The sequence below is a fragment of the Peteryoungia aggregata LMG 23059 genome (genome assembly GCF_030814435.1).
GTDB lineage: Bacteria > Pseudomonadota > Alphaproteobacteria > Rhizobiales > Rhizobiaceae > Allorhizobium > Allorhizobium aggregatum.
In genome coordinates, this window is sequence record NZ_JAUSUW010000004.1 from 1 (window position 1) to 24,099 (window position 24,099).

23 protein-coding genes are annotated in these 24,099 nt (G+C 63.0%); 7 read left to right on the forward strand and 16 right to left on the reverse strand.

Annotation, left to right across the window (positions count from 1 at the left end):
* Together J2045_RS07460 and J2045_RS07465 are read left to right on the forward strand one after the other, a co-directional pair.
* The coding region (locus J2045_RS07460; RefSeq protein ID WP_307371186.1) for a hypothetical protein at positions 1-338 on the forward strand (338 nt) is incomplete at its 5' end.
* Positions 339-454: 116 nt separating this feature from the next.
* Positions 455-2,398, forward strand: coding sequence for a M23 family metallopeptidase (locus tag J2045_RS07465; RefSeq protein ID WP_307371189.1), 1,944 nt, complete (start codon positions 455-457; stop codon positions 2,396-2,398).
* 78 nt (positions 2,399-2,476) lie between these two features.
* On the opposite strand, the gene clpB is transcribed toward J2045_RS07465, so the two are convergent.
* The 6 genes from clpB to J2045_RS07495 all read right to left on the reverse strand — a co-directional run bounded on the left by clpB (position 2,477) and on the right by J2045_RS07495 (position 12,011).
* Positions 2,477-5,080 carry an ATP-dependent chaperone ClpB gene (clpB, locus tag J2045_RS07470; protein ID WP_307371191.1) on the reverse strand — a complete coding sequence of 868 codons (2,604 nt, stop codon included), beginning with the start codon at positions 5,078-5,080 and terminating at the stop codon, positions 2,477-2,479.
* Between the two features lie 209 nt (positions 5,081-5,289).
* A complete protein-coding gene (locus J2045_RS07475) occupies positions 5,290-6,060 on the reverse strand; it encodes a DUF4167 domain-containing protein (RefSeq protein WP_307371193.1) in 771 nt (256 codons plus the stop codon).
* Between the two features lie 331 nt (positions 6,061-6,391).
* Entirely contained in the window at positions 6,392-7,258 is an 867-nt protein-coding gene (gene prmC, locus J2045_RS07480; protein ID WP_307371196.1) for a peptide chain release factor N(5)-glutamine methyltransferase, read from the reverse strand.
* Between the two features lie 5 nt (positions 7,259-7,263).
* The gene (prfA, locus tag J2045_RS07485) at positions 7,264-8,343 is read right to left on the reverse strand and encodes a peptide chain release factor 1 (protein ID WP_307371199.1); all 1,080 of its coding nucleotides are present in this window, start codon (positions 8,341-8,343) and stop codon (positions 7,264-7,266) included.
* Between the two features lie 39 nt (positions 8,344-8,382).
* Entirely contained in the window at positions 8,383-10,650 is a 2,268-nt protein-coding gene (gene ptsP / locus J2045_RS07490) for a phosphoenolpyruvate--protein phosphotransferase (RefSeq protein WP_307371201.1), read from the reverse strand.
* 86 nt (positions 10,651-10,736) lie between these two features.
* Positions 10,737-12,011 carry an aspartate kinase gene (locus J2045_RS07495; protein ID WP_148167934.1) on the reverse strand — a complete coding sequence of 425 codons (1,275 nt, stop codon included), beginning with the start codon at positions 12,009-12,011 and terminating at the stop codon, positions 10,737-10,739.
* Positions 12,012-12,294: 283 nt separating this feature from the next.
* On the opposite strand from J2045_RS07495, the gene mprF reads away from it, so the two are divergent.
* Positions 12,295-14,895, forward strand: a complete 2,601-nt coding sequence (gene mprF, locus J2045_RS07500) for a bifunctional lysylphosphatidylglycerol flippase/synthetase MprF (protein WP_307371207.1) — start codon at positions 12,295-12,297, stop codon at positions 14,893-14,895.
* Positions 14,892-16,268 carry a virulence factor family protein gene (locus J2045_RS07505; protein WP_307371209.1) on the forward strand — a complete coding sequence of 459 codons (1,377 nt, stop codon included), beginning with the start codon at positions 14,892-14,894 and terminating at the stop codon, positions 16,266-16,268. The genes mprF and J2045_RS07505 overlap by 4 nt, the downstream gene beginning before the upstream one ends.
* Positions 16,269-16,312: 44 nt before the next feature.
* On the opposite strand, the gene J2045_RS07510 is transcribed toward J2045_RS07505, so the two are convergent.
* Positions 16,313-16,822 carry an SH3 domain-containing protein gene (locus J2045_RS07510; protein ID WP_370873037.1) on the reverse strand — a complete coding sequence of 170 codons (510 nt, stop codon included), beginning with the start codon at positions 16,820-16,822 and terminating at the stop codon, positions 16,313-16,315.
* A 179-nt stretch (positions 16,823-17,001) separates the two neighbouring features.
* On the opposite strand from J2045_RS07510, the gene ubiG reads away from it, so the two are divergent.
* On the forward strand, positions 17,002-17,757 hold the full coding sequence (ubiG, locus tag J2045_RS07515; RefSeq protein ID WP_307371212.1) for a bifunctional 2-polyprenyl-6-hydroxyphenol methylase/3-demethylubiquinol 3-O-methyltransferase UbiG: 756 nt from the start codon (positions 17,002-17,004) through the stop codon (positions 17,755-17,757).
* Positions 17,754-18,305, forward strand: a complete 552-nt coding sequence (locus J2045_RS07520; protein WP_307371215.1) for a DUF924 family protein — start codon at positions 17,754-17,756, stop codon at positions 18,303-18,305. The genes ubiG and J2045_RS07520 overlap by 4 nt, the downstream gene beginning before the upstream one ends.
* A gap of 22 nt (positions 18,306-18,327) precedes the next feature.
* On the opposite strand, the gene J2045_RS07525 is transcribed toward J2045_RS07520, so the two are convergent.
* The 5 genes from J2045_RS07525 to J2045_RS07545 are packed head-to-tail and all read right to left on the reverse strand — an operon-like array spanning position 18,328 to position 21,223.
* Positions 18,328-18,912, reverse strand: a complete 585-nt coding sequence (locus tag J2045_RS07525) for a DUF3291 domain-containing protein (RefSeq protein WP_307371218.1) — start codon at positions 18,910-18,912, stop codon at positions 18,328-18,330.
* Complete coding sequence (locus J2045_RS07530) at positions 18,909-19,337, reverse strand: DUF1178 family protein (RefSeq protein WP_307371220.1); 429 nt, start codon at positions 19,335-19,337, stop codon at positions 18,909-18,911. Before J2045_RS07530 ends, J2045_RS07525 begins: the two co-directional genes overlap by 4 nt.
* Positions 19,334-20,191, reverse strand: a complete 858-nt coding sequence (locus J2045_RS07535) for a carbon-nitrogen hydrolase family protein (RefSeq protein ID WP_307371223.1) — start codon at positions 20,189-20,191, stop codon at positions 19,334-19,336. The genes J2045_RS07530 and J2045_RS07535 overlap by 4 nt, the downstream gene beginning before the upstream one ends.
* Before the next feature lie 10 nt (positions 20,192-20,201).
* The gene (gene grxC / locus J2045_RS07540) at positions 20,202-20,456 is read right to left on the reverse strand and encodes a glutaredoxin 3 (RefSeq protein WP_307371226.1); all 255 of its coding nucleotides are present in this window, start codon (positions 20,454-20,456) and stop codon (positions 20,202-20,204) included.
* Between the two features lie 44 nt (positions 20,457-20,500).
* Complete coding sequence (locus J2045_RS07545) at positions 20,501-21,223, reverse strand: ComF family protein (protein ID WP_307371969.1); 723 nt, start codon at positions 21,221-21,223, stop codon at positions 20,501-20,503.
* Between the two features lie 135 nt (positions 21,224-21,358).
* On the opposite strand from J2045_RS07545, the gene J2045_RS07550 reads away from it, so the two are divergent.
* On the forward strand, positions 21,359-22,237 hold the full coding sequence (locus J2045_RS07550; protein ID WP_307371229.1) for a methyltransferase domain-containing protein: 879 nt from the start codon (positions 21,359-21,361) through the stop codon (positions 22,235-22,237).
* Positions 22,238-22,255: 18 nt separating this feature from the next.
* On the opposite strand, the gene J2045_RS07555 is transcribed toward J2045_RS07550, so the two are convergent.
* The 4 genes from J2045_RS07555 to J2045_RS07570 all read right to left on the reverse strand — a co-directional run bounded on the left by J2045_RS07555 (position 22,256) and on the right by J2045_RS07570 (position 24,093).
* On the reverse strand, positions 22,256-22,429 hold the full coding sequence (locus J2045_RS07555) for a Flp family type IVb pilin (protein WP_307371231.1): 174 nt from the start codon (positions 22,427-22,429) through the stop codon (positions 22,256-22,258).
* Positions 22,430-22,487: 58 nt separating this feature from the next.
* The gene (locus J2045_RS07560) at positions 22,488-22,808 is read right to left on the reverse strand and encodes a hypothetical protein (RefSeq protein ID WP_166600293.1); all 321 of its coding nucleotides are present in this window, start codon (positions 22,806-22,808) and stop codon (positions 22,488-22,490) included.
* A gap of 98 nt (positions 22,809-22,906) precedes the next feature.
* Positions 22,907-23,320: an 8-oxo-dGTP diphosphatase MutT gene (mutT, locus tag J2045_RS07565; protein ID WP_307371234.1), complete on the reverse strand. Its 414-nt coding sequence runs from the start codon at positions 23,318-23,320 to the stop codon at positions 22,907-22,909.
* A complete protein-coding gene (locus J2045_RS07570; protein ID WP_307371237.1) occupies positions 23,317-24,093 on the reverse strand; it encodes a GNAT family N-acetyltransferase in 777 nt (258 codons plus the stop codon). The genes mutT and J2045_RS07570 overlap by 4 nt, the downstream gene beginning before the upstream one ends.
* Positions 24,094-24,099 lie beyond the last annotated feature (6 nt).

Consider the following 24,099-nt stretch of genomic DNA (forward strand, 5'->3'; position numbering starts at 1 on the left):
AGATCTTGTCTGAACCAGTCCGGCGGGCCATGCGGCGCCGCCTCTCGTTCGGTGAAGCGGCTTATACGGCCACTCCCGCAAACCGTCAACAGCCACTCTTCACAAAACTGAAAAAAATCGACAAGATGTTGAAAAATAATGATTTATTCGGCGGTGATTTGGATCGCCTCTCAACGGGACTACCGCTGTCCCTGCCTTACGCCTCGCGGATAGGCCCTCCGGCCTATATAAAGGCCGTATCAGAGCCTAGGCTGGCCATGCAACAACCTGCCAGACGGCCTCGCCTCTCGCGGGCACGCGCGCGTGCCGCGCAAAATCCATATTTGGCTGCTGTGTAGAACCCGCCATGGCCTCGCTGATTTGACGCGCCGGGCGAAAACATGAGACATGGGGGCGTGATCCAGTTGAGCAACAGACCAGTGCTGCGCCCCGTAGCCGGGAACATGAAGACGGCATGACCACAGACCGCGATTTGATCCGAACGCTCGGCAGTGAGCCTCCGATCCTGGCGGATGGGCTTCGTGCGCCCGATCGGCGAGAGATCTCCCTGCGCTGGCTCTCCGGCACCTTTCTCACTGGCATTACCTCCTGCATCCTGATGGGCGTTGCTCTCTTCGCAGCGCTCGACGGCCGGCAGCAGTTGGCCATTCCGGCTGAGGCCTTTGCCGTGACGCCGCCGGACACCACGGATACATCGGCGGACGACACGGTTCGCGGCGCCCGCATCTTCGCGCCCAAGATCGCCGCCCGGCCCGTCGACAAGGCGATCCTCGACGTGCCCACCGTCTTCAAGGATGGCGAGCGCGAGGTGGTCCGCAAGCTCCCATTCGCCCATGTCAAGATGGTGCTGGCGGCCGACTATGCCAACCAGGAGCGCTATCCGAAGTTCGATCCTCTGGCGATTTTCGCAACGGACACCACCACCCCGCCGGTCGCAAGCCGGACCGGCAGCCTCTATGGTTCGGATGTTGAATCCGAGGTCATCCTCAAGTCGAGCCCCTTTCCCACCGCGCCGGACAAGCCGCTCGCCGGCGAAATGACCTTCGACGAGGTCGAGGAGAATGTTCGGTCCAATGGGTCGGTTCTGACCGACGGCGACAGTCAGGTGGCAGCGCTCTACTATATCGATCCGCGCCGCTTCGACACGGAAGACACCGGGCTCGACCTTGCGGTCGGCATGACGGCGCGCATTGTCGAAGAAAACATGAGTGTCGCGGAACCGCAGCTCATCACGCCGATGACACCGGAATATGCCGATGACATCCTGCCGGCGCGCCGTCCGCAGTCGGTGGCCGCGCTGATGACAGCGGCCGGCTATCCCGCCTCCAAGGCGGAAGATGTCGGCAAGGCGCTCGCGCCCTTCATGCAGGCGCCGGGTCTCGTCGAGGGCGACATCATCCGGGTCGGACTTCTGCAGCGGGGTGAAGAGGTCCGTCTCGTCCGCTTCTCCCTGTATCACCGCACCGACCACGTGGTGACCCTTGCGGTAAATGATGCCGGTCGCCTGGTCGAGGGTGCAGAACCACCGCAACTCGACGCGATTACCGGCGCCTTTGACAGCACACAACCGGCCATGGTCTCCGGCCGCGATCTGCCACGCGTCTATGACGGGATCTACCGTGCCGCCCTCTCCTATGGCATGAGCCAGGACCTGACGGCGCAGGTCATCCGGCTTCTCGCCTCCAATGTCGATTTCCAGGCGCAGCTGAAGCCGTCCGACATGCTGGAGGCGGTGTTCTCCGTCACCGACGACGAGGGGCGTGCGACGGAGGATTCCGAGCTTCTCTATGTCAGGGCCCGCTTCGGTGACACGATCACCCAGTTCTATCGTTTCCAGGATGCGCAGGACGGCTCGATCGACTACTTCGACGAGAACGGCAAGTCGATCCGTCAGTTCCTGCTGCGCAATCCCGTGCCGAATGGCCGCTTCACCTCCGGTTTCGGCATGCGCCGCCATCCGATCCTCGGCTATTCGCGCATGCATACCGGCGTCGACTGGGCTGCACCCCGCGGCACGCCGATCATCGCGGCCGGCAATGGCGTCGTCGAAAAGGCCGGCTGGGCCTCCGGTTACGGCAATCAGACACTGATCCGCCATGCCAATGGCTATGTGACCTCCTACAACCACCAAAGCGGCATCGCCAAGGGGATCGTCCCGGGCGCCAAGGTCACCCAGGGCCAGGTCATCGGCTTTGTCGGGTCGACCGGTTCGTCGACCGGCTCGCACCTGCATTACGAGCTGATCGTCAACGGCACCAAAGTCGACGCCATGAAGGTGCGCCTGCCCGGCGGCAAGGCACTCGAAGGGCCGGCACTGGTCGCCTTCCAGCAGGAACGCCAGCGCATCGATACCCTGCTCGAGAGCGGTGGGCGGCCCGCCCAGGTCGCAAGCCGCTGAGGCGGACCCAACCAGATCCGCGACAGAAAAACGGCGGCCCGCAAGGACCGCCGTTGGCATTTGGAGGTGATACCCGTATCAGGCGGCCGCACTGACCGCCGTCTTGGGCGAGATCAGCAGCCGGTCGCTGCCGGCCTCGATCGTCACCTCGGATCCGTCCAGCACCTGACCCGAGAGGATCTGCTCGGCGAGCGGATCCTGCAGGTGCTTCTGGATCACCCGCTTCAGCGGCCGCGCACCATAGACAGGGTCGTACCCCTTGTCAGCGAGCCAGGCCCGGGCATCCGGCGCTAGATCGATGACGATCTTGCGCTCGGCAAGCAGCGAAAGCAGCCGCTTCATCTGGATGTCGACGATCGCACCCATCTCGCTCCGCCGCAGCCGGTGGAACAGGATGATCTCGTCGACGCGGTTCAGGAACTCCGGCCGGAACGAGGCTTTCACCACATCCATCACCTGGTCACGGACCTGATCGACATCCTGGTCCTCGCCGAGGCTGGTCAGGTAATCGGCCCCAAGGTTCGAGGTCATGATGATGATCGTGTTCTTGAAATCCACCGTGCGGCCCTGGCCGTCCGTCAGCCGCCCGTCGTCCAGCACCTGCAGGAGAACGTTGAAGACGTCAGGATGTGCCTTCTCGATCTCGTCGAACAGCACGACCTGATAGGGCTTGCGACGGATGGCTTCCGTGAGCGCGCCACCTTCTTCATAGCCGACATAGCCGGGAGGAGCCCCGATCAGCCGTGCAACCGAATGCTTCTCCATGTATTCCGACATGTCCAGCCGAACCATCGCCGTCTCGTCGTCGAACAGGAAACGCGCCAGCGACTTGGTGAGCTCGGTCTTGCCGACGCCGGTGGGTCCGAGGAAGATGAACGAGCCGATCGGCCGGTTCGGATCCTGCAGGCCCGCACGGGCACGACGGACGGCCCGGGACACGGCCTGGACCGCATCACCCTGGCCAACCACCGACTTCGCGAGTTCGTCTTCCATGCGCAGCAACTTGTCACGCTCGCCTTCCAGCATCTTGTCGACGGGAATACCGGTCCAGCGGGACACCACATGGGCAATGCCGTCAGGTGTGACAACCTCCTGCACCATGTTCGCCGCCCCCGAACCATCCTGCGCTTCCGCAGCCACCAGTTCCTTTTCGAGCTTCGGGATCACGCCATAGGCGAGTTCGCCGGCACGCTGGAATTCGCCCTGGCGCTGCGCAATCGCAAGCTCGTTGCGGGCTTCGTCCAGCTGGCGCTTGAGATCGGCGGCAAGGCCGAGCTTCTGTTTTTCCGCCTGCCAGCGCGCCGTCAGCGCATCCGCCTCTTCCTCAAGCGAGGTGAGTTCGGTTTCCAGACGGTTCAGCCGGTCGGCAGAGGCCGCATCGGTTTCCTTCTTCAAGGCCTCGCGCTCGATCTTCAGCTGGATGATGCGGCGATCGAGTTCGTCGAGCTCCTCCGGCTTGGAATCCACCTGCATGCGCAGCCGCGACGCGGCCTCATCCATCAGGTCGATTGCCTTGTCGGGCAGGAAACGGTCGGTGATGTAGCGGTTGGACAAGGTCGCAGCCGCAACCAGCGCCGAGTCCGAGATCCGCACCTTGTGGTGCTGCTCGTACTTTTCCTTGAGGCCGCGCAGGATCGAGATCGTGTCCTCGACTGTGGGCTCCTCGACCATGACGGGCTGGAAGCGCCGGGCGAGCGCCGGATCCTTCTCGACATGTTTGCGGTATTCGTCGAGCGTGGTCGCGCCGACGCAATGCAGTTCGCCGCGGGCGAGCGCCGGCTTCAAGAGGTTCGAGGCATCCATCGCCCCATCGGCCTTGCCCGCGCCGACAAGCGTGTGCATCTCGTCGATGAACAGGATGATCTCGCCGTTTTCGGCCTGAACCTCGTTGAGCACGGCCTTCAGCCGCTCTTCAAATTCGCCGCGATACTTGGCACCGGCAATCAGCGCGCCCATGTCGAGCGCCATCAGCTTCTTGTCCTTCAGGCTTTCCGGCACATCGCCATTGATGATGCGCAGCGCAAGACCCTCGGCGATCGCCGTCTTGCCGACGCCGGGTTCACCGATCAGCACAGGGTTGTTCTTGGTCCGGCGCGACAGGACCTGGATCGTGCGGCGGATCTCGTCGTCACGACCGATGACCGGATCAAGCCGTCCCTCGCGGGCTTCGGCCGTCAGGTCGCGTGCATATTTCTTCAAGGCGTCGAAACCGGCTTCGGCATTGGCGCCGTCAGCTGTCCGGCCCTTGCGAACCTCGTTGATCACCTGATTGAGCGCATTGGCCGTCACGCCGCCCTTCTTGAGGGAGGCGGATGTGGACGCGGAGGATTCGATCGCAAGCGCAAGCAGCAGACGTTCGACGGTGACGAAACTGTCGCCGGCCTTCTTGGCCGCGTCTTCGGCGGTCGAAAACACCTTGGCGAGCGGCTGCGCCAGATAGACCTGGCCATTGCCGCCGGACACTTTCGGCAGCTTCGCAAGCGCTGCATCATTGGCAATGCGCACAGCCTTGGCATCACCACCCGCACGGCTGATCAACGATGACGCCATGCCCTGCTCGTCGTCGAGCAGAACCTTCAGCACATGTTCGGGTGTAAACTGCTGGTGCCCCTCCGACAGGGCATATGTCTGCGCCGATTGCAGAAAACCGCGCACGCGTTCGGAATATTTCTCGATATTCATCGTCACTCTCCCTTGTCTCCGCCCTGCCCGCATTCGGCACAGGTCGGATGGTGTGGATGAGATCCCCGGAACCGGCGGACCCCGAAGCAGAAAACCGCTCCCTGAACCGAGATATGGGAGCGGGATTTTGCCCTTTAAAGAGGTAGATAAACGAAAAACTCCGGGCCTGGGCCCGGAGTTTTGCAATCGTCAAATCGAGCTGGAAAAGCTCATTCGGAGGCAGCGTCGGCGAGTGCGGGCGCTTCGCCGCCTTCGCTGCTTCCGCCATCAGCACCCGCTTCGCCACCCTCATCGCCAGCGGCGCGGCGCGGCTGACGGCGCGGACGGTTACCGGCATTACGGCGACGCGGCTGACGCTCAGCCCCGGCCTCGGCTGCGCTTTCGGCAGCAGCGGCTGCGGCTTCCGCCGGCATATCCTCGATCACAGGCTGCGGACCCGTTCCGGCAATTTCCGGCTGGGGCTGCAGCTGGGGCTGCGGCTGCGGCTGTGGCTCGCGCTGACGACGCTCATGCTGCTGCGAGCGATTCTGCTGCTGCGGCTGCTGTTGTTGCGGCGCCTGCTGGTTGCCACGATCATTGCCCTGGCTGGAATTGTCGTCCGAACCGTCGAAGTCTGCGCCGTCCCGTTCGTTGTAATCCTGGCGGTCATCACCGCCGTCGCGATCGTCACGCTGGAAGCGCTCCTGCATCTGCGACTGAGCAGCCGCAATGATGCGGTTATAGTGCTCGGCGTGCTGCAGGTAGTTTTCCGCCATGACGCGGTCGCCGGCGCTCTGGGCGTCGCGGGCGAGCGTGGAATACTTCTCGGCGATATGCTGAGCGGTGCCGCGGATCTTCACATCGGGGCCGGAGCTGTCATAGGTCCGGGTAAGCGGGTTCTGGCCCTTGCGGTTGAAATTGTTGTTTCCACCGCCGCCGCCACCGCCGCCGCCATTGTTGTTACGCCCCCGACCACGCTTGTTTTGCTGTCCTGGCCTCATAGATGCTTCACCTGAATGTCTTTGTTGTGCTGATAAAGGGCAATGTCGTTGGCTCTGGTTGAACCGGACCAAGCCGCCACGCGCCGCCGACAGACCGCGCTCTCGCCTTGCTCGCCGCTGGTGAAAGTCGAGTTTACTGAGTTACGCATCGGTCCTGTCGTGCTTCGCAGAGTTCCAAAGCGAACCATTTTCGAAGCCGGCCCAGTCGCGAACGAATCTTCGTTCTTTCCCCGCCGCCCGTTGCGTGCCCGCAAACTATTACGCTTCATCCGGAAAACCAAGCCTTTTTCTATGTTTCCCGTAATTATCCTTAGCAGGCGCAGCAAATGGCCTAATTAAGCCTTGGCGCAAACACCAGGACACGGTCGTTACCACCATAGTCGCGACGCTGCTCAACAAGAGAAAACCCAGCCGCTTCAAAGATTTGCGTCACGTCATCGCGCTGGTCGAAACCGATTTCCAGGCCGACCAGCCCATGATCTTCGAGATGCTCCAGCGCCTCTGCCGCGATGGCACGATAGGCCTCCAGCCCATCCGGCCCACCGTCGAGCGCGGCCATCGGATCGAATTTCGTCACCTCGGGCTCCAGCCCCACCACGACATCACTACGAATGTAGGGTGGATTGGAAATGATGATGTCGAAACGTTCCGATGTGCTCTCGAACCATGGACCTGCCCGCGTCGTGAAACGTGACGCAAGCCCGTTGCGCTCGGCATTCGCCTCTGCGGTCTTCAATGCATCCTCGGAAATGTCGATGCCCATGGCCTTAGCCTGCGGGCATTCCTGAAGCAGGGCAAGAGCGATCGCTCCGGTGCCCGTCCCGAGATCGACGATCTTCGGCATCAAACCTGCAGAGATCATAGTCCGGAGATGTGGCAGCATCACGTCAACGAGGATTTCGGTATCCGGTCTCGGCTCCAGCGTGCCCTCGGAAAGCGCGAGATCGAGACCATAAAAGTCCCGACGTCCGAGAATGCGATAGACCGGCTCCCGCGCGAGCCGCCGGACGATCGCCTCCTCGACACGTGCCGCGAGGTCTGCAGCCACGGTCTTGTCGCCATCCAGCAGAAGCGCCGTCGGGCTCAGTTCCAACAGACCGCAGATCAGCACCCGTGCATCGGTTGCCGGGTCGGCAAGCCCGGCCGCTTCGAAGCGCCGCCGTGCCTCCGCAATCAGCAACCTTGCGGATGGCGCCACGCCACTCACTGGTTTTCGCCGAGTTGTGCGAGCTGCCCGGCCTGATAGTCGGAAATCAGCGCATCCAACATTTCGTCGAGATCGCCTTCGATCATCCGGTCGAGCTTGTAGAGCGTCAGGTTGATCCGGTGATCAGTCACCCGCCCCTGCGGGAAATTATAAGTGCGGATGCGTTCCGATCGGTCGCCCGAGCCGACCTGGCTCTTGCGGTTCGCCGACCGTTCGCTGTCCAGCTTCTGCCGTTCGATGTCGTAGAGCCTGGAACGCAGAACCTGCATTGCCTTGGCGCGGTTCTGGTGCTGCGACTTCTCAGAAGACGTCACGATCAGCCCGGTCGGCAGGTGCGTGATGCGCACGGCCGAGTCCGTGGTGTTGACGTGCTGGCCACCGGCACCCGAAGCGCGCATCGTATCGATCCGGATGTCCTCGGGCTTGATTTCGATGTCGATGTCTTCGGCTTCCGGGAGAACGGCCACGGTTGCCGCAGACGTATGAATGCGCCCGCTCGCCTCCGTTTCCGGCACGCGCTGAACGCGGTGAACGCCGGATTCGAACTTCAGCTTGGAGAACACGCCCCGCCCGCTTATCGTCGCGATGATTTCCTTGTAGCCGCCGGCTTCGCCCTCGCTGGCGGAGAGCACTTCCACCTTCCAGCCCTTGGTAGAAGCGAAGCGCTCATACATGCGAAAGAGATCACCAGCAAAGAGCGCCGCCTCGGAGCCGCCGGTTCCAGCGCGGATTTCCAGGATCGCGCTCTTCTCGTCGGCGGCATCCTTCGGCAGGAGCAGGATCTGCATCTCGCCTTCAAGCGCCTCGATCCGGCTTTCGATCTCGGGCAATTCCATCTCGGCGAGATCGCGCATATCCCGGTCCGTCGCCTTGTCGGAAAGCATGGCGCGCAAGCCGTCGGCCTCGTCGATCGCAGCCTGATATTCGCGGATCTTCTTCACGACCGGCTCGAGCTCGGAATACTCGGAGGCGAGCTTCACATAGACATCGGCTGCCGGTCCCGCCGACATTCGCGCCTCGATCTCGCCGAAGCGACGTTCGAGTTCGCGCATTTTCTCGACAGGAAGCTTCGCCACCCTTTACTCCAGGTCAGTCGCCAGAATCAGTCGTCAAAGTCAGACGGGGATATTGTGCTCTTCCGCATGGCGGACGAGCAGGTCGCGCACTGACACGCCCGGGGTGTCGTCGTCAAGCGCAGCCGTCAGAACCTCGGACAACCGACCGATATCAAGCCCGAGCAGCATCGCCTTGACCGGACCGATAGCGGTTGGCGACATCGAGATCGACCGGAAGCCGATCCCGAGCAGTGCCATCGCCGAAAGCGGCTTCGACGCCATCTCCCCGCACAACGTCACCGGCGTCTTGTTCCGCTCTCCGGCACGCACGATGTCCCGGAGGATCCGGAGGAACGGCCGCCCGAGCACGTCGAAACGATCCGACACCCGCGCATTGCCACGGTCCACCGCCATCGCGAACTGGAACAGGTCATTCGACCCGACCGAGACGAAATCCACCTCATCCATCAGCTCGTCGAGCTGCCAGAGCAGCGCCGGCACTTCGAGCATGGCGCCGAACTGCAGCTTCTTCGGCAATTGATGGCCGAACTTGGAGATATGCTGGATCTCCTTCTGCATCAGCTCGCGCACCTGCCGGATCTCCGAGACCTCGGTCACCATCGGCAGCATCATCTTGAGCTCGGCGCCTGAGGCAGCCTTGAGCAGCGCGCGGAGCTGGGTGCGCAACAAGCCAGGACGGTCAAGCGACAGGCGGATTGCCCGCCAGCCAAGCGCCGGGTTCTCTTCTTCCTGGGAGCGGAAATAGGGGACGACCTTGTCACCGCCGATATCAAGCGTGCGGAAGGTAACCGGACGCCCGCCCGCCTGCTTCAGCACATTGCGGTAAAAACTCTCCTGTTCCTCGCCCTTGGGCATGGTCGAGGAGATCATGAACTGCAATTCGGTCCGGAACAGACCGATACCGTCGGCGCCGGAATCGGCAAGCTGCGGCAGGTCGACCAAGAGGCCGGCATTCATCTGAAGCTTGATCCGATGCCCGTCCTTGGTCACCGGCTCGACATCGCGCAGCGCGCGGAACTGCTCCTGCCGCTTGGCCCTCAGCTTGACCTTCTCTTCATAGGCCTTCTGCAGGTCGGCGACGGGGCGCACATGCACCTTGCCGTCGTCACCGTCGATGATGGCCGGATCACCGTTTTCCGCCAGCGCCACCGCACCCGCCGCCTGGCCGACGACCGCAATGCCCATGGCCCGCGCAACGATCACGACATGGCTGGTGACCGCACCCTCTTCGAGCACGAGACCCCGCAGGTTGGCACGCGGATAATCCAGCAGCTCGGCAGCTCCCATCGCCCGCGCAAAGACGATCGCATCATTCGGAAAGCCTTCGGCGGCGCTGCGGGGCGAAAAGCCGGTGAGCTGGCGCAGCAAGCGGTTCGCCAGATCGTCGAAGTCGTGCATGCGCTCGCGCAGATAGGGATCGGTCAGGCGCATCATGCGCGCCTTGGTGTCGCTCTGCACCTTCTCGACCGCCGCTTCGGCGGTGAGGCCGTTATGGATCGCTTCTTCCATACGCCGCACCCAGCCCTGGTCATGGGCAAACATGCGGTAGGTTTCGAGCACATCGCGGTGCTCGCCTTCCATGGAGATTTCACGCCGCGACAGCATGTCGTCGATCGAGATCCGCAGCGAACCCAGCGCGTCGGCCAGCCGGCGAATTTCCGTCTCGCTGTCTTCGTTGAGCAGATTGGTGACGACGATGCGCGGCTCGTGCAGCACGACATAGCCGAGGCCGATGCCTTCGGAATAGCTGTCGCCATCTATCGAGACCGGGCGCGTGAGATCGAGCTCCAGCCCTGGCCGGGTGATCTTCTTGAGCTCGCCGGTGGCGATCATCTCGGCGAGCACCATCGCGGTCGTTTCGAGCGCTTCAAGCTCGTCTTCGCGATAGTTCCGCTGCGCCTTGTTCTGCACGACGAGAACGCCGAGGCTTCGCCCGGCACGCAGGATCGGCACACCGAGGAACGAGTGGTAGATCTCTTCGCCGGTTTCCGGCAGGTAGCGGAAGGCCGGATGCGCCTGGGCATCCGAGAGATTGAGCGACTGGGCAGAGGCCGCGATCGTACCGACGAGACCCTGGCCCATCTTCAGCTGGGCCAGGTGAACCGCGTCCTTGTTCAGACCTTCGGTGGCATAGAGTTCCAGAACGCCGTCGGAGCGGAGGACATAGGCGGAGCACACCTCTGCGACCATGTTGTTCGCAATCTGGCGAACGATCCGATCAAGTCGCTCCTGCGGCTCGAGCGGCTCCGCCATCAGTTCGCGCAGCCGCTTGAGGAGGACGCGGGGACCCGCAGAAAGGTCTCTCATCGCGTTTTTGCTCCACTTCCCATTGGTCAGCGGATTGTTACCCTTACCTTTTCAGGGGTCGGGTCACGCGTGTCCGCTCTCAGGAATCAATTCTTATCCAGACCGTAGCAGGAATGCAAAGTCCGAACCGCAAGCTCGGCATAGGGACCGTCGATCAGGATGGAGATCTTGATCTCCGAAGTCGTGATCGCCTTGATGTTGATGCCCTTCTCGGCCAGCGCACGGAAGGCGGTCGCAGCAACGCCTGCATGGCTGCGCATGCCGATGCCGATGACCGAAACCTTGACCAGACCCTTTTCGCTCTGGACGACGTCGAAGCCGATCTTCTCCTTGTTGGAGCCGAGAACGGCCAGCGCCTTGTCTACGTCGCCTGAAGGCACCGTGAAGGTCATGTCGGTCTTCGAACCATCTTCCGAGATGTTCTGGACGATCATGTCGACATTGATGTGGGATTCGGCGAGCGGTCCGAAGATCGCAGCCGACACACCCGGCCGGTCGGCCAGGCGGCGCAGCGAAATCTGGGCTTCATCCTTGGCATAGGCAATACCGGTGACGACTTCCTGTTCCACGATCTCTTCCTCATCGCAAATCAACGTACCGGGCGGGTTCATCAGATCGCCCATGCCCGGCGCATCGGGATCTTCAAAGCTGGAGCGCACGAAGGTGCGGACCTTGTGCACCATGGCGAGTTCGACGGACCGGACCTGCAGCACCTTGGCGCCGAGCGAGGCCATCTCAAGCATTTCCTCGAAGGCAATCTTCTTCAGGCGGCGTGCCTTCGGCTCGATGCGCGGGTCGGTCGTATAGACGCCGTCGACGTCGGTGTAGATGTCGCAGCGATCGGCCTTCACGCCGGCGGCAATCGCCACGGCTGAGGTATCCGAGCCGCCACGGCCAAGCGTCGCGATGCGGTTGTCAGGGCCGATGCCCTGGAAGCCGGCAACGACAGCCACCTGGCCCTCGCCCATGCGGCGAATTATTTCGGTGCCGTCGATCTCCTGGATGCGGGCAGCACCATGGGCGTTGTCGGTCTTGATCGGGATCTGCCAGCCCTGCCAGGAGCGGGCATTGATGTCCATCGACTGCAGCGCGATCGCCAGCAGGCCGGCAGTGACCTGTTCGCCCGAGGCGACGACGGCATCATATTCGCGCGCATCGTAGAAGGGCGAAGCGGCACCGGCCACCTTGGGCATGTTTTGCACCCAGTCGACCAGCTCATTCGTCTTGCCGGACATGGCCGAGACAACAACGGCCACTTCGTGACCCGCATCGACTTCGCGTTTCACATGGCGCGCGACGTTATAGATGCGATCCAGATTGGCGACGGATGTCCCGCCGAATTTCATGACGATGCGAGCCATAGACTTGAACCATATGCCCTTGAATGACGCCGGAGACCCCGGCACAAAAATACCGGCCTGGGCGGATAAGCCTCAGGTTGCGGGGCTTTTAGTCTATATGATCCCGGGGCGCAACGGCCACTTGGCCCCCAAACGGTACGGTAAAGTCCGCTTTTTTCACCGCCGGAGCAAGCATGGAACCTCGCCATAATTTGGCACGAATTCAGGCGCCAACCATAAGCCAACGTACCGGGCTGGGAGCCGGATCGTCTTGTGGAATTCAGCCGATACCGGATAGGGTGCCATGCAAACAGCTGTCGAGCTTCCCGCCAATGCCATGGGCGACGACCTCCCGCCGCCTTCCCTGATCAACAGACATGCCAGGACGATCGCGGCATTCGCCGCGCTCATGGTCTTCGCCGCCGTCGGTTATGCCGTCTATCGGCTGACCGAGGAGGTGACCTATGCCGACGTCCTGCGAAGCCTTTCGGCAACCAGCGCCGGGTCTTTCGCACTTGCGATCCTCTTCACCGGCTTGAGTTTTGCCACCCTCTGTTTCTACGACCTCAACGCGCTCGCCCATATCGGCCGCAAGCGCCCCTGGCCGGAGGTCGCCCTCACCGCCTTCAGCGCCTACGCGGTCGGCAATGTTGCCGGCTTCGGCGCGCTGTCGGGCGGCGCGATCCGCTACCGCGCCTATTCCCGCGCCGGCATGTCGCCGGACGACATCGGTCGCATCATCGCCTTCGTCACCGTCTCCTTCTCGCTCGGCCTCGCCCTGCTGACGTCAGGCAGCCTCATTCCCATGGCCGGCGAGATCGCTCCGCTCCTCGGCATCGCCTCGACGACGCTCGCCAGTATCAGCGCTGTCGTGCTGGTCGCGCTCATTGTCCTGCTGGCACTTGCCAGCCGGCGCGGCATCACGATCGCGGGCCGCACACTGCGACTGGCCGACACCGCCACCCTGTCTCGGCAGTTCCTGGTCACGGCCCTCGACGTCGCCTTTGCCGCCTCCGTGCTCTATGCCTTGCTGCCGGCCGAAGCGCAGATCTCCTGGCCCGCCTTTTTCGCGGTCTATGCGGTCGCAATCGGCATCGGCGTGGTCAGCCACGTCCCGGCCGGCCTCGGCGTCTTCGAGACCGTGATCCTCGCCGCCCTCGGATCCCAGGTCGGCAGCGACGCTCTCCTCGCTTCGCTCGTCGCCTATCGCATCATCTATTACGTCCTGCCACTGGTCCTGGCCGTGGTGGTCGTGACCGCAAGCGAACTGCGCCAGTTGACGGCCACTCCCTTGTCGGTCGGCGTCGCCAGGACAGCAGGGCGCCTCGCTCCGACCCTCCTCGCGGCCCTCGCCCTCGTGCTCGGCGCGATGCTCGTCCTCTCCAGCGTCACACCGACGCCCGGCGACAATCTTGACCGTCTGGCCGGCATCCTGCCGCTGCCCGTCGTCGAAGGCGCCCATTTCCTTGCCAGCATTCTGGGCCTGATGCTCGTGATCGTGGCCCGTGGCCTCGCCCAGCGCCTGGACGGCGCCTGGTGGGGCGCACTCCTGATCGCCGTCCTCGCCCTGCTCCTCTCGCTGGCCAAGGCCGTCGCCGTCTATGAGGCAGCCATGCTTGGCCTCCTGGTCCTCGGCCTCCTGCCCAGCCGCCACCTGTTCCGCCGCCAGGCCTCCCTGCGCCAGGCGCTCACCGCCTCCTGGCTGCTCGCCGTCGCCGTGCTGGTGATCGGCGCAGCCGTGGTCATGCTGTTTGTCTACCGCGACGTCGAATACAGCCACGATCTCTGGTGGCAGTTCACCTTCTCTGCCGATGCGCCACGGTCACTGCGTGCCATGCTCGGCCTGTCGGTGGCCGCCATGGGGATCGGCCTGTTCAGCCTGATGCGACCTGCCGCCCCCGCCGTCATGCCGGCAGGTCCGCAGGAAATGGCAAAGGCCGTCGCCATCCTCGACCATCACGATGTCGCGGACGCCAATCTGGTGCGGACCGGCGACAAATCCATCATGCTGTCGCCCGACGGCAAGGCCTTCCTGATGTATGGCCGCCAGGGTCGTTCGCTGATTGCCTTTCTCGATCCGGTCGGCCCCAAGCTCTCACGCGATGAACTCGTCTGGCAGTTCGTCGAAACTGCCCGTGCCAGCGGCTGCCGCGCGGTCTTCTATCAGGCCACGCCGGCACTTCTTCCCGCCATTGCAGACGCCGGCATGAAGGCCTTCAAGCTCGGTGAGATGGCGGTGGTAAACCTCGAAGACTTCGACCTCAAGGGAGGACGCTGGGCAGGCCTGCGCCAGGCCTCGGCCAAGGGCGAACGTGACGGCCTGACCTTCGAGATCGCAAGCCTCGAAAAACTTCCACCGATCCTCCCCGACCTCAGACGGGTTTCCGACGCCTGGCTGGACCATCACCGCGCCAGGGAAAAGGGCTTTTCGCTGGGCGCCTTCACCGAAGCCTACATGGGTTCCCAGCCCGTCGCCATGCTCCGTCACGAGGGGCAGATCGTCGCCTTCGCCAACATCCTGCTGACGGACACGCGTCAGGAAGCCTCCATCGACCTCATGCGCTTTGCTCCGGAAGCACCGCGCGGCGCCATGGATTTCCTGTTCGTTCGATTGATGACGGCCCTGAGGGAGCAAGGCTACTGCCACTTCAACCTCGGCATGGCGCCACTCTCCGGCCTGTCCCGCCGGGAGGTCGCTCCGTTCTGGGACCGTGTCGCCAACACCTTCTATGAGCACGGCGAACGCTTCTACAACTTCAAGGGCCTCAGAGCCTTCAAGTCCAAGTTCCATCCCGACTGGCAGCCGCGTTATCTGGCGGTGGCCGGCGGCCTCAATCCTGTGATTGCCCTCGTCGACGCGACCTTGCTGATCGGCGGCGGCCTGAAAGGCGTGGTGAAGAAATGAAAAGCTCCTTCCGGACGACCGCACGCGCCCTCTGCATCCTGACGGCCATGTCCTGCCTCGGCGGACCAGGCCAGGCACGGGCCGATGACAAGCCCTTCGACACCGGCATGATCCCATCCCCCATAACCCTGCTGCCGGACGGCGACCCTCAGGCCCTTGTGGTCCTGCTGTCGGATGCCCCCGGCTGGCAGGATGCCGACCAGAAGGAAGCCGAGCGACTGCAGGCAAACGGCGCGATCGTCGTTGGTATCGATACGCCGAAATACATCGCCTCTCTTGCTGAAGACAAAGGCGATTGCATCTATACCGTCTCGGACATCGAGGCGCTTGGACGGCAGCTGCAACGCAAGGCCGGCAACGCGAATTTCCTCCCGCCAATCGTCGCTGGCCGCGGCGAAGGCGGGGCCCTGGCGCTCGCCATTCTCGCCCAGACACCGAAGGCCACGATCGGCCAGACACTGTCGCTCGACCCCGAGGCAGGCATCCCGCTGACGAAACAGTTCTGCACCCCCGCCGCAAAGACTGTTGTCGGCGACCGCATGGTCTACGGCCTGACACCTGGCGACCTCCCCGACCCGGCAACCGTCCTCTTCACCCCGACTGCTGCGCCAGAGGCCCGCGCCCATGTCGCCGACCTGATGGCGAGCCACCCGGATATCGACCAGCGCGACGTCGATACCGATCCGTCGAAAGCCTTCTCCGACACGATCGACGAACTGATTGCCGCCGGCAACGCCACGGAGACGCCGCTCGGCCTGCCGCTGACCATTCTCGACACGACCCCCACCCGCGATACCATGGCCGTGGTCTATTCCGGTGACGGTGGCTGGCGTGACCTCGACAGCCAGGTCGGCACCAACCTGCAGTCGTCAGGCATCCCCGTTGTCGGCGTCGACTCCCTTCGGTACTTCTGGTCGAAGAAGACCCCGGCGGAGACCAGCGCCGACCTCGCAACCATCATCCACACCTACGAGAAGCGCTGGAAGGTGAAGCATGTGGTGCTGATCGGTTATTCCTTCGGCGCCGACATCCTGCCGGCCGCTTACAACGGCCTGCCGGACAAGCTGAGAGCAAGGGTCGTCCAGGTCAGCCTTCTCGCCCTGTCGCATGAGGCGGACTACGAGGTCTCGGTCTCGGGCTGGCTCGGAACGGGTGGCGCGGGCAGCGCTGATCCATTGACCGACGTGGCAAAGATCGACCCTGCCCTGGTCCAGTGTTTCTACGGCACAGACGAAGAGGATGACGCCTGCAAGGATCTCGTCGGCGGAAAGGTGGAGACTGTCGGCATAAAGGGTGGCCATCACTTCGACGGCGACTATCCCGGGCTCGCCCGCCGTATCATGGACGGTCTCGCAAAACGCCTGCCGTCCTGATCAGAAGGGCGCAGACGGCGCGCCTCCGCGCGCCGCCCGGTCACTCATCGGCAGAGCGACGGATCGCGCTCGCAGCGCTCTCGCATCATGCGACGCAGGGGATGGCGATCGCGATCGTCCTGCGGCGTGATTTCCTCGCGGCGGACGCGCCGGTCGCTGTCGCGCCAGCGATCGCGATCCCGGTAGAACGTCCGACCACGATAATGGTCGTCCCAGTAGCTGCCGATGCTGAAGGTCACCGTCGGGATCCCCAGCGGTCGGTAATATTGCGGCCCGACATAGACCCTGCGCTGCGAGTATGTCGTTTGCAGGTAGGAGCCGGAGACCCAGCCGCGGTACCCCCTGAAGCCCACATCGCACCAGTTGGCACTCGACAGGCAGCCGTGGATGTCGACACGACTACCGGCGGGAATGACGACGACGGCAGGATAACGGGTGCTCGGCCCCGACCGCATGTTGACATTGGCGGTAGAGACGGCCGCAGCGGCTTCTGCGACAACAGGCAGGGCCACTGTGGAGGCGGCAATGGCGGTGAGAAGGTAGATGGTCTTCATGAATGCGCTCCTGATTGCGGGGAGAGAATGAACCTCCCTCTCTCGCCTGACAACGATATGCTCAGCCTCGGGTTCCGGAACCCGCAAGCGAACCGGAACGACACTGCGGCGTCGCGAGCCCTTGACTTTGCAGATCATCGAGACGACTTCATGGCCGAGCACCCTAGGAGATGTCCGTCATGAGCGCAGAGGCACGCACCACCATTGATCAGTCCGAAGTCGACCGCTTTTCCGCGATGGCGGCGGAATGGTGGGACCCCACGGGCAAGTTCAAGCCGCTGCACAAGATCAACCCGGTCCGCCTCGCCTATATCAGGGACAAGGTGGTCGAACACTACGGTCGCGACCCGAAGAGCGCCCGCCCGCTCGAGGGTCTGCGCGTGCTCGACATCGGCTGCGGCGGTGGTCTTCTCTCCGAACCTGTGGCCCGCATGGGTGCCAGCGTGCTCGGCGCGGACGCCTCCGAAAAGAACATCAAGATCGCCATGACCCATTCGGCTCAGAGCGGTGTCGAGGTGGACTATCGCGCCGTGACCGCCGAGGCGCTGGCGGCCGAGGGTGAGACCTTCGACATCGTCCTCAACATGGAAGTCGTCGAGCATGTCGCCGATGTCGATTTTTTCCTCTCGACCTGCGCGTCAATGGTTCGCCCCGGCGGCCTGATGCTGGTCTCCACCATCAACCGCACCCTGAAGGCGGCAGCCCTCGCCATCGTCGGCGCCGAATATGTCCTGCGCTGGCTGCCGCGCGGCACGCATCAGTATGAAAAGCTCGTGCGCCCGGAAGAAATCGAGCGTCCACTCGCCGCAAACGGCATGCAGATCCTTGAGACCAAGGGCGTCTTCTTCAATCCGCTGCAGAACCAGTGGAACCTCTCGGCCGATATCGACGTCAACTACATGATGCTGGCAAGCCGACCGGGATCGGCGACATGAGTTCGCCGCTCGCCATCATCGACTTCTGGCTGCGCCACGGGCCCGAAGCCTGGTTCTCCCGCAACGCCCCCCTCGATGCCGAGATTGCCGCCGATTATACCGATCTGCATTTCAAGGCATCGCGCTGTGAGTTCTCGGACTGGGAGGAAACACCGGAAGGCACGCTTGCGCTCCTGCTGCTCCTCGACCAGTTCCCCCGCAACCTCTTCCGTGGCAGCGGCCATTCCTACGCGACTGACCCGCTCGCCCGTGCCATCGCCCATCGGGCACTCGCCAAGCGGTTCGACAAAGAAGTCACACCGATACTCCGGCCCTTCTTCTATCTGCCCTTCGAGCATTCCGAAGATATCGAAGACCAGAAATTCAGCATCGCATTGTTTGAACAGCACCGCGACGAGACCGGGGATGCCGAACCCTTGAAATGGGCGATCGTCCACCTCGACCTGATCGAACGCTTCGGCCGCTTCCCCCATCGCAACGCAGCCCTTGGCCGCGAGACGACGCCGGACGAACAAGCCTATCTCGACGCCGACGGCTTCAAGGGCTGAGGCCTGACGGATCAAGCCCTGGTCAGACGGGCAGGGTCCGAACGAGTGACAACAACTCGGCCTGCCCCTCGACATTCTTCGCTGACAGGTCCTTCACCCGCTGGCGATCGATCTCAATCATGCTGCCATCAGCGGCAAAGGTGGTTTTGAAGCTGAAGGCCTCCGCCGTAGGCCCACGATCGGCCAGCAATTCGAAGCGCCGCACCGCTTCAGCCCAGCTCGGAAATACTCCGGCTTCGATCCAGAAGAGAACCAGTGGCGGCCAGGCCTGCCGCTCGTTCCAATGGCGGGCGTGCTTCAGCGCATCGGCATGAACGCCGGCATAGGTGAAAGCCATCAGACTTTCGATGTCGCGCCAAAGCGAGAGAGAGGACACCCCGCTGGCGCGACCGGTTTCCATCAGGAAACGCGGAAAAACCAGTTCGCTCCAGCTTTCCGGTCCAGGCTCACCCTCATAGCCAGACCGTCCCAGAAAACCGACTGCCCGCGCTGCCGCTTCGAAATTCAGAGGCTCGCGCAACGCAAAACCTTGAACGGATGCAGTCAGGTATGAACCGGTATGGACCCCGAAATTGTAGATGGCGAGATGATGGGAGCCAGCGATCAATTCACATCATCCGGCAGGACCGGCAGCGGCGCGATCTCGATGCCCTCTTCGATCAGTGACTTCACCTCGACGGGAGAGGCCTGGCCGATGATCCCGCGGGCTTCCGCCTCGCCGTAATGGATCTTGCGTGCTTCCTCGGGAAACTTCTCGCCGACATCCTCACTGCTCGCGCGGATCTCGCGGACCGCTTCCTTGAGCTTCACGAAGGCCTGCTTCTGCGCTTCCGACACCGCAAGCGCCTGCGTCTCGTCCTTCTGCCGTGCCGTGGAGACCGCAGGCGCCATGAGCACCTTGGACACCTCGGGCGATCCACAGACCGGGCAGGTCAGGAAACCCGACGCCTTCTGCCGATCGAAATCAGCACTTTCCGAGAACCAGCCCTCGAATTCATGCGCCTTGTCGCAGCTGAGGGAATAGCGGATCAAACCGTGACGCCTCCCTTGGCCAGCACGGGCGCGATGTCGAGCTGGAAGTCGCGACCGTTCTTCAGGTTTGGGATCTTCGCCCGGCAGGCCTTCACCGCCTCAAGATCGATCTCGGCAACGACCACATCTTCGCCGCTTCCACCGGCAGACGCGAGCACCTTGCCCCAGGGACCGACAATCATCGAATGCCCGAAGGTCTCGCGGCCGTCTTCATGCACGCCCGCCTGCGCGGCCGAAATCACATAGGCACCGTTCTCGATCGCACGAGCGCGCAGCAGGATTTCCCAATGCGCCTCGCCGGTCTGTTTGGTAAAGGCCGCCGGCGTCGTCAGGATCTCCGCGCCCGCCATGGCTTCCGCCCGGAACAGATGCGGGAAGCGCACGTCGTAGCAGACGCCAAAGCCGAGCTTGCCGAAGGGAAGGTCGGCCACAACAGCCCGCTCACCCGGTCGATAGACCGCGCTTTCGCGCCAGCTCTCGCCATTGTCGAGGTCGACGTCGAACATGTGGATCTTGTCGTAGGAGGTGATCTTGTGGCCATCGGGTCCGAACAGGAAGGCCCGGTTGGCGATCTTGCCATCGGCAAGCTTGATGGCGGTCGACCCGACATGCAGATGGATGCCGAGCTCCTTGGCAAGCTCGGAGGCTCGTCTGACGATCAGATCCGTCTCCTCGTCGCGCAGCACTGCCGCCAGACCCGCACGATCCTTCTGCACGGCACCGGTCATCTCGGGCGTCTGCACATAGATCGCGCCGCGACGATGGGCCTCGCGCACGAGCCGCGCCATGCTCTCGGCATTCTTCTCCGGATCGATCCCGGAGCACATCTGGACGGCAGCGGCCTTGAACACCATGGGTCTGTCCTTACTGAGAAAGAAGCGGATCGAGCTTGCCGGCCCGGTCGAGTGCATGCAGATCATCGCAACCGCCAACATGCTGGCTGCCGATGAAGATCTGCGGGAAGGTGTTGCGGCCGGATTTCGCGATCATTTCCTCGCGCATGTCAGGCTTGCCGGTGGCGTCGTGCTCAACATAGGCCACACCCTTCTTGTCGAGCAGTGCCTTCGCGCTGGCGCAATAGCCGCAGAATTGCCGTGTATAGATCGTGACGTCAGTCATGGGGTCTCCGCCGGAAAGCGTCGGTGGACTAAGGATTGGACCCCTCATATAGGCCCGGCGAGAGCCCTTGCAAAGGTCAAAACAGTGACATCCGCAGCCCCTGCCTTTTTCAGGGCAGTCGTCGCAGCACTCACCGTCGCCCCCGTCGTATAGACGTCGTCGATGAGCACCAGCCGCTTGCCGAAAACGAGATCCTCGCGTCCCTCAGGCACAGAGAAGGCGCCGCGGACATTCAGCGAGCGCTGGTTCACCGTCAGGCCCACCTGTTGCTGCGTCCGCTTGCGCCGCACCAGCGCCTCCGCAAGAAATGGCCTGCCGGATTGCCGCGACACATGGCGCGCCAGTTCAGCCGACTGGTTGAACATCCGCCGGAACATACGCATCCGGTGCAGCGGCACCGCAACGATCGCATCCGCCGCCGCCACCTCCTCGGAGGCGGCGCGCACCATCCAGCCCGCCATCATCGGCGCCAGATCCACCCGGTCGCGATATTTGAGGTCATGCACCAGATGCCGCGCCACCCCTTCATGAAGGGCAACGGACCGCAACCGGTCGAACACCGGCGGTCTGGAGATCGCCTGTGGCGACACCATTCCCTCCCCTGGATCATGCGCAAAGGGCAGGCCGAGAATGGGGCAGTAGGGCCTCTCGATCAGCCGAATCTCTCCCCAGCAGCGGGCGCAGAGCGCGTGGTGGCTGGCAATGCGGGCATGGCAATGGGCGCAGGCTGGCGGATAGACCAGATGAAAAAGCCCGCGCAGCACCATTCCGGCATGATACCGGCTGACGGATCCGCTTTTCTGCACTAAGTGAGCCCACATGCTTTGAGTTTACGCCCTGCTGGGCGTTCCGCAATGCCCGAAACGAGGCCGGAAACCAGGCCCCGAACCAGGAATACCGCCATGAACGAGTTGTTCGACGAAGCCCTGATCGCCAGAAACCGCGCCCGCGCGCTCGCGCGCAATGCTGCCGGCAGCGACTTCCTTCTGGAACTCACGGCGCGCGAGCTTGCCGACCGTCTGGCTCTGGTCGAACGACGCTTCGAGGAGGCGGTCGAATTGTTCGGAGGAACCGGACTGACCGCCCGGGCGGCATTGGCAACAGGCAAGATCGAGAGGCTGCGGCGCATCGAGACGGATGCGACCTTTGGCGATGACGAACGGCCTGTCCTCGCTTCGGGCTACGAAAGCGTTCCTCTAGAGCCGCAATCCGTCAACCTCATCCTCTCGCCATTGTCTCTGCATCTGACCAACGACACGCCCGGCATGCTGATCCAGATGCGCCGCGCCCTGAAGCCGGACGGCCTGTTGCTCGCCGCCATTCCCGGTGCCGGTACGCTGTCTGAACTGCGCGAGGTCCTGCTGGCGGCTGAAACCGAAATCTATGGAGGTGCCAGCCCGCGTGTCGTGCCCTTCGCCGACATCAGGGACATCGGCTCCCTCCTCCAGCGCGCCGGCTTCGCCCTTCCCGTCATCGACGAGGAAAGCTTCACCGTTCGCTATGATCACATCTTCGCATTGATGCGCGATCTGAAGGCGATGGGCATGGCCAACCCGCTGAAGGGGAGAAGCCGCCGACCCGTGTCACGCCGGTTTTTCCTGCGTGCGGCCGAACTCTATGCCGAACGGTTTGGCGATCCGGATGGACGCATCCGTGCCACCTTCTCGATCGTTTTCATCTCGGGATGGGCGCCGCATGAAAGCCAGCAGAAGCCTCTGAAGCCCGGCTCGGCGAAGATGCGCCTCGCAGACGCCCTTGACCCGACCAGGCAGAACAAGTGACCGAGACGATTGGATCGCTCAGTCGTCGGCGCTCTTGATGTGGGTTTCCACTGTATTGAACGTATTGATCAAAGAGCCCGTGATCGCGCCGTAACCGCTGATCAGTGCAACGCTCACCAGCGCGGCGATCAAGCCATATTCAATGGCCGTGGCACCACGAAGGTCGGACATCATCTGACGGAAAAGACGCATTCTCGCTCCTGGAAGTCTGGATCCGAGATGGTTGCCCCCGCCCCGGCCTCGATTGACGTTAGCAGGCCTGGCCGGAGCCGTAGCCGTCTATGATGCAGACGGAACCCGGTGTTTCCTGCAGCACGCTGCGGCGGATGGTATACCGCTTGCCGCTGTCGTCCTTGGGGATCGAACCGGTGGTGATCATGTCGAACTCATCCGGCTGGAAAGCCAGGGTCTTGCGGTCTGTCTTGGAGGCAAGCATGGGCGTCAGGATGAGCGACAGCGCGATCGCCGCCGTTCCAAACAGCAGGGCGATGTTCAGGACTCCCGTCCTGCCCGTCTTGATCGAAGACCGCTCTCGGGACCGTGCGGCCTTCCAGAAATCCTCGTTTACCATATTACGCTCCACACACGTATCCGACGCATGAACAGATCGCATTGTGCGGTGCGGGGTATAAACTTTTGATTAACGACACCACTCGAATGAGTGATTTCTCACAGAAGGTCCTGCAGGAAGGGAATAAGCGGCTCGTCAGCCGGCGGCATCGGATAGTCACGCAGCGCTTTTGCCCTGACCCACTTGATCGCCTGGCCTTCCCGTCCCTGGGGAATGCCCTCGTATCGCCGGCAGATGTAGAGCGGCATCAGCAGGTGAAACGTCTCGTAGGTATGGCTGGCGAAGGTCAGCGGTGCCAGGCAGGCGACCTTGGTCTGGATGCCAAGCTCTTCCTCGAGCTCGCGTACCAGTGTCTCCTCGGGCGTCTCGCCAGCTTCGACCTTGCCGCCGGGGAACTCCCAGAGCCCAGCAAGCGATTTGCCCTCGGGACGCTGCGCGAGAAGGATCCGGTTGTCGGTATCCACAAGCGCACAGGCCGCGACCAGGAGAATCGGCCTCTTTCCGTCAGTCATCGGGAAGCCTTTCGCCAATAGGCGTAGCGATAGGCTTCCTCGAAGCCCAGCTTGCGGTAGAGCGACAGCGCCTCCGCATTCTCCGCGACAACCTGCAGCCAGGTCGTGCGTGCACCGCGCATCCTGGCCCAGCGCAGCGCCGAGCTCAGTATCTCGATGCCGAGCCCCTGCCGCCTGCGGTCGGCCTTGACCGCAAGTGACATGATGCCCGCAAGATCATTGTCCTGGACGCAAAGTGCGACCGCAAGCGGTCCCTCGGCTGCATCCTCGATGACGAACAGCCCGGACGGCGGCTTGATGCCGTTGATGACCTCCGCAAGCGCCGGCTTGAGAGCCGGATCGCTGCCATGCACGACGATATCGGCGTCAACATAACGCCCGATATCCTGCGTCGGCAGATGATCCATCGTGTCCGGGAACGTCATCGAGCCGAGATCGGCGGTCATCGTCACGACTTCATCGAAACGCTCCCAGCCGTCAGCGATCAGGAAATCGATCAGCGGCTTTGGCGAAAGTGGCGTCTGGCGGACCAGGAGCGGCCGGTCATGCGCCGCAAAGCGCTCGCCGGCCTTGTCCAGGCGCATGGCGATATCGCGGCTGTCCGAAGGATCGAGCGGCACGATGCAGTTGAGCCGCTTGCCAGGATGCCCGCCGGTGAGGCGCACCTGCCAGCTCCCGTCATAGACGACGCTGCTCGCCGGCCAGGCGCGAAAACCCACCGCTTCGAGACGCCGGACGAGCGGCAGGTTGGGATCACTTACCATTGCATGCATTCAGAC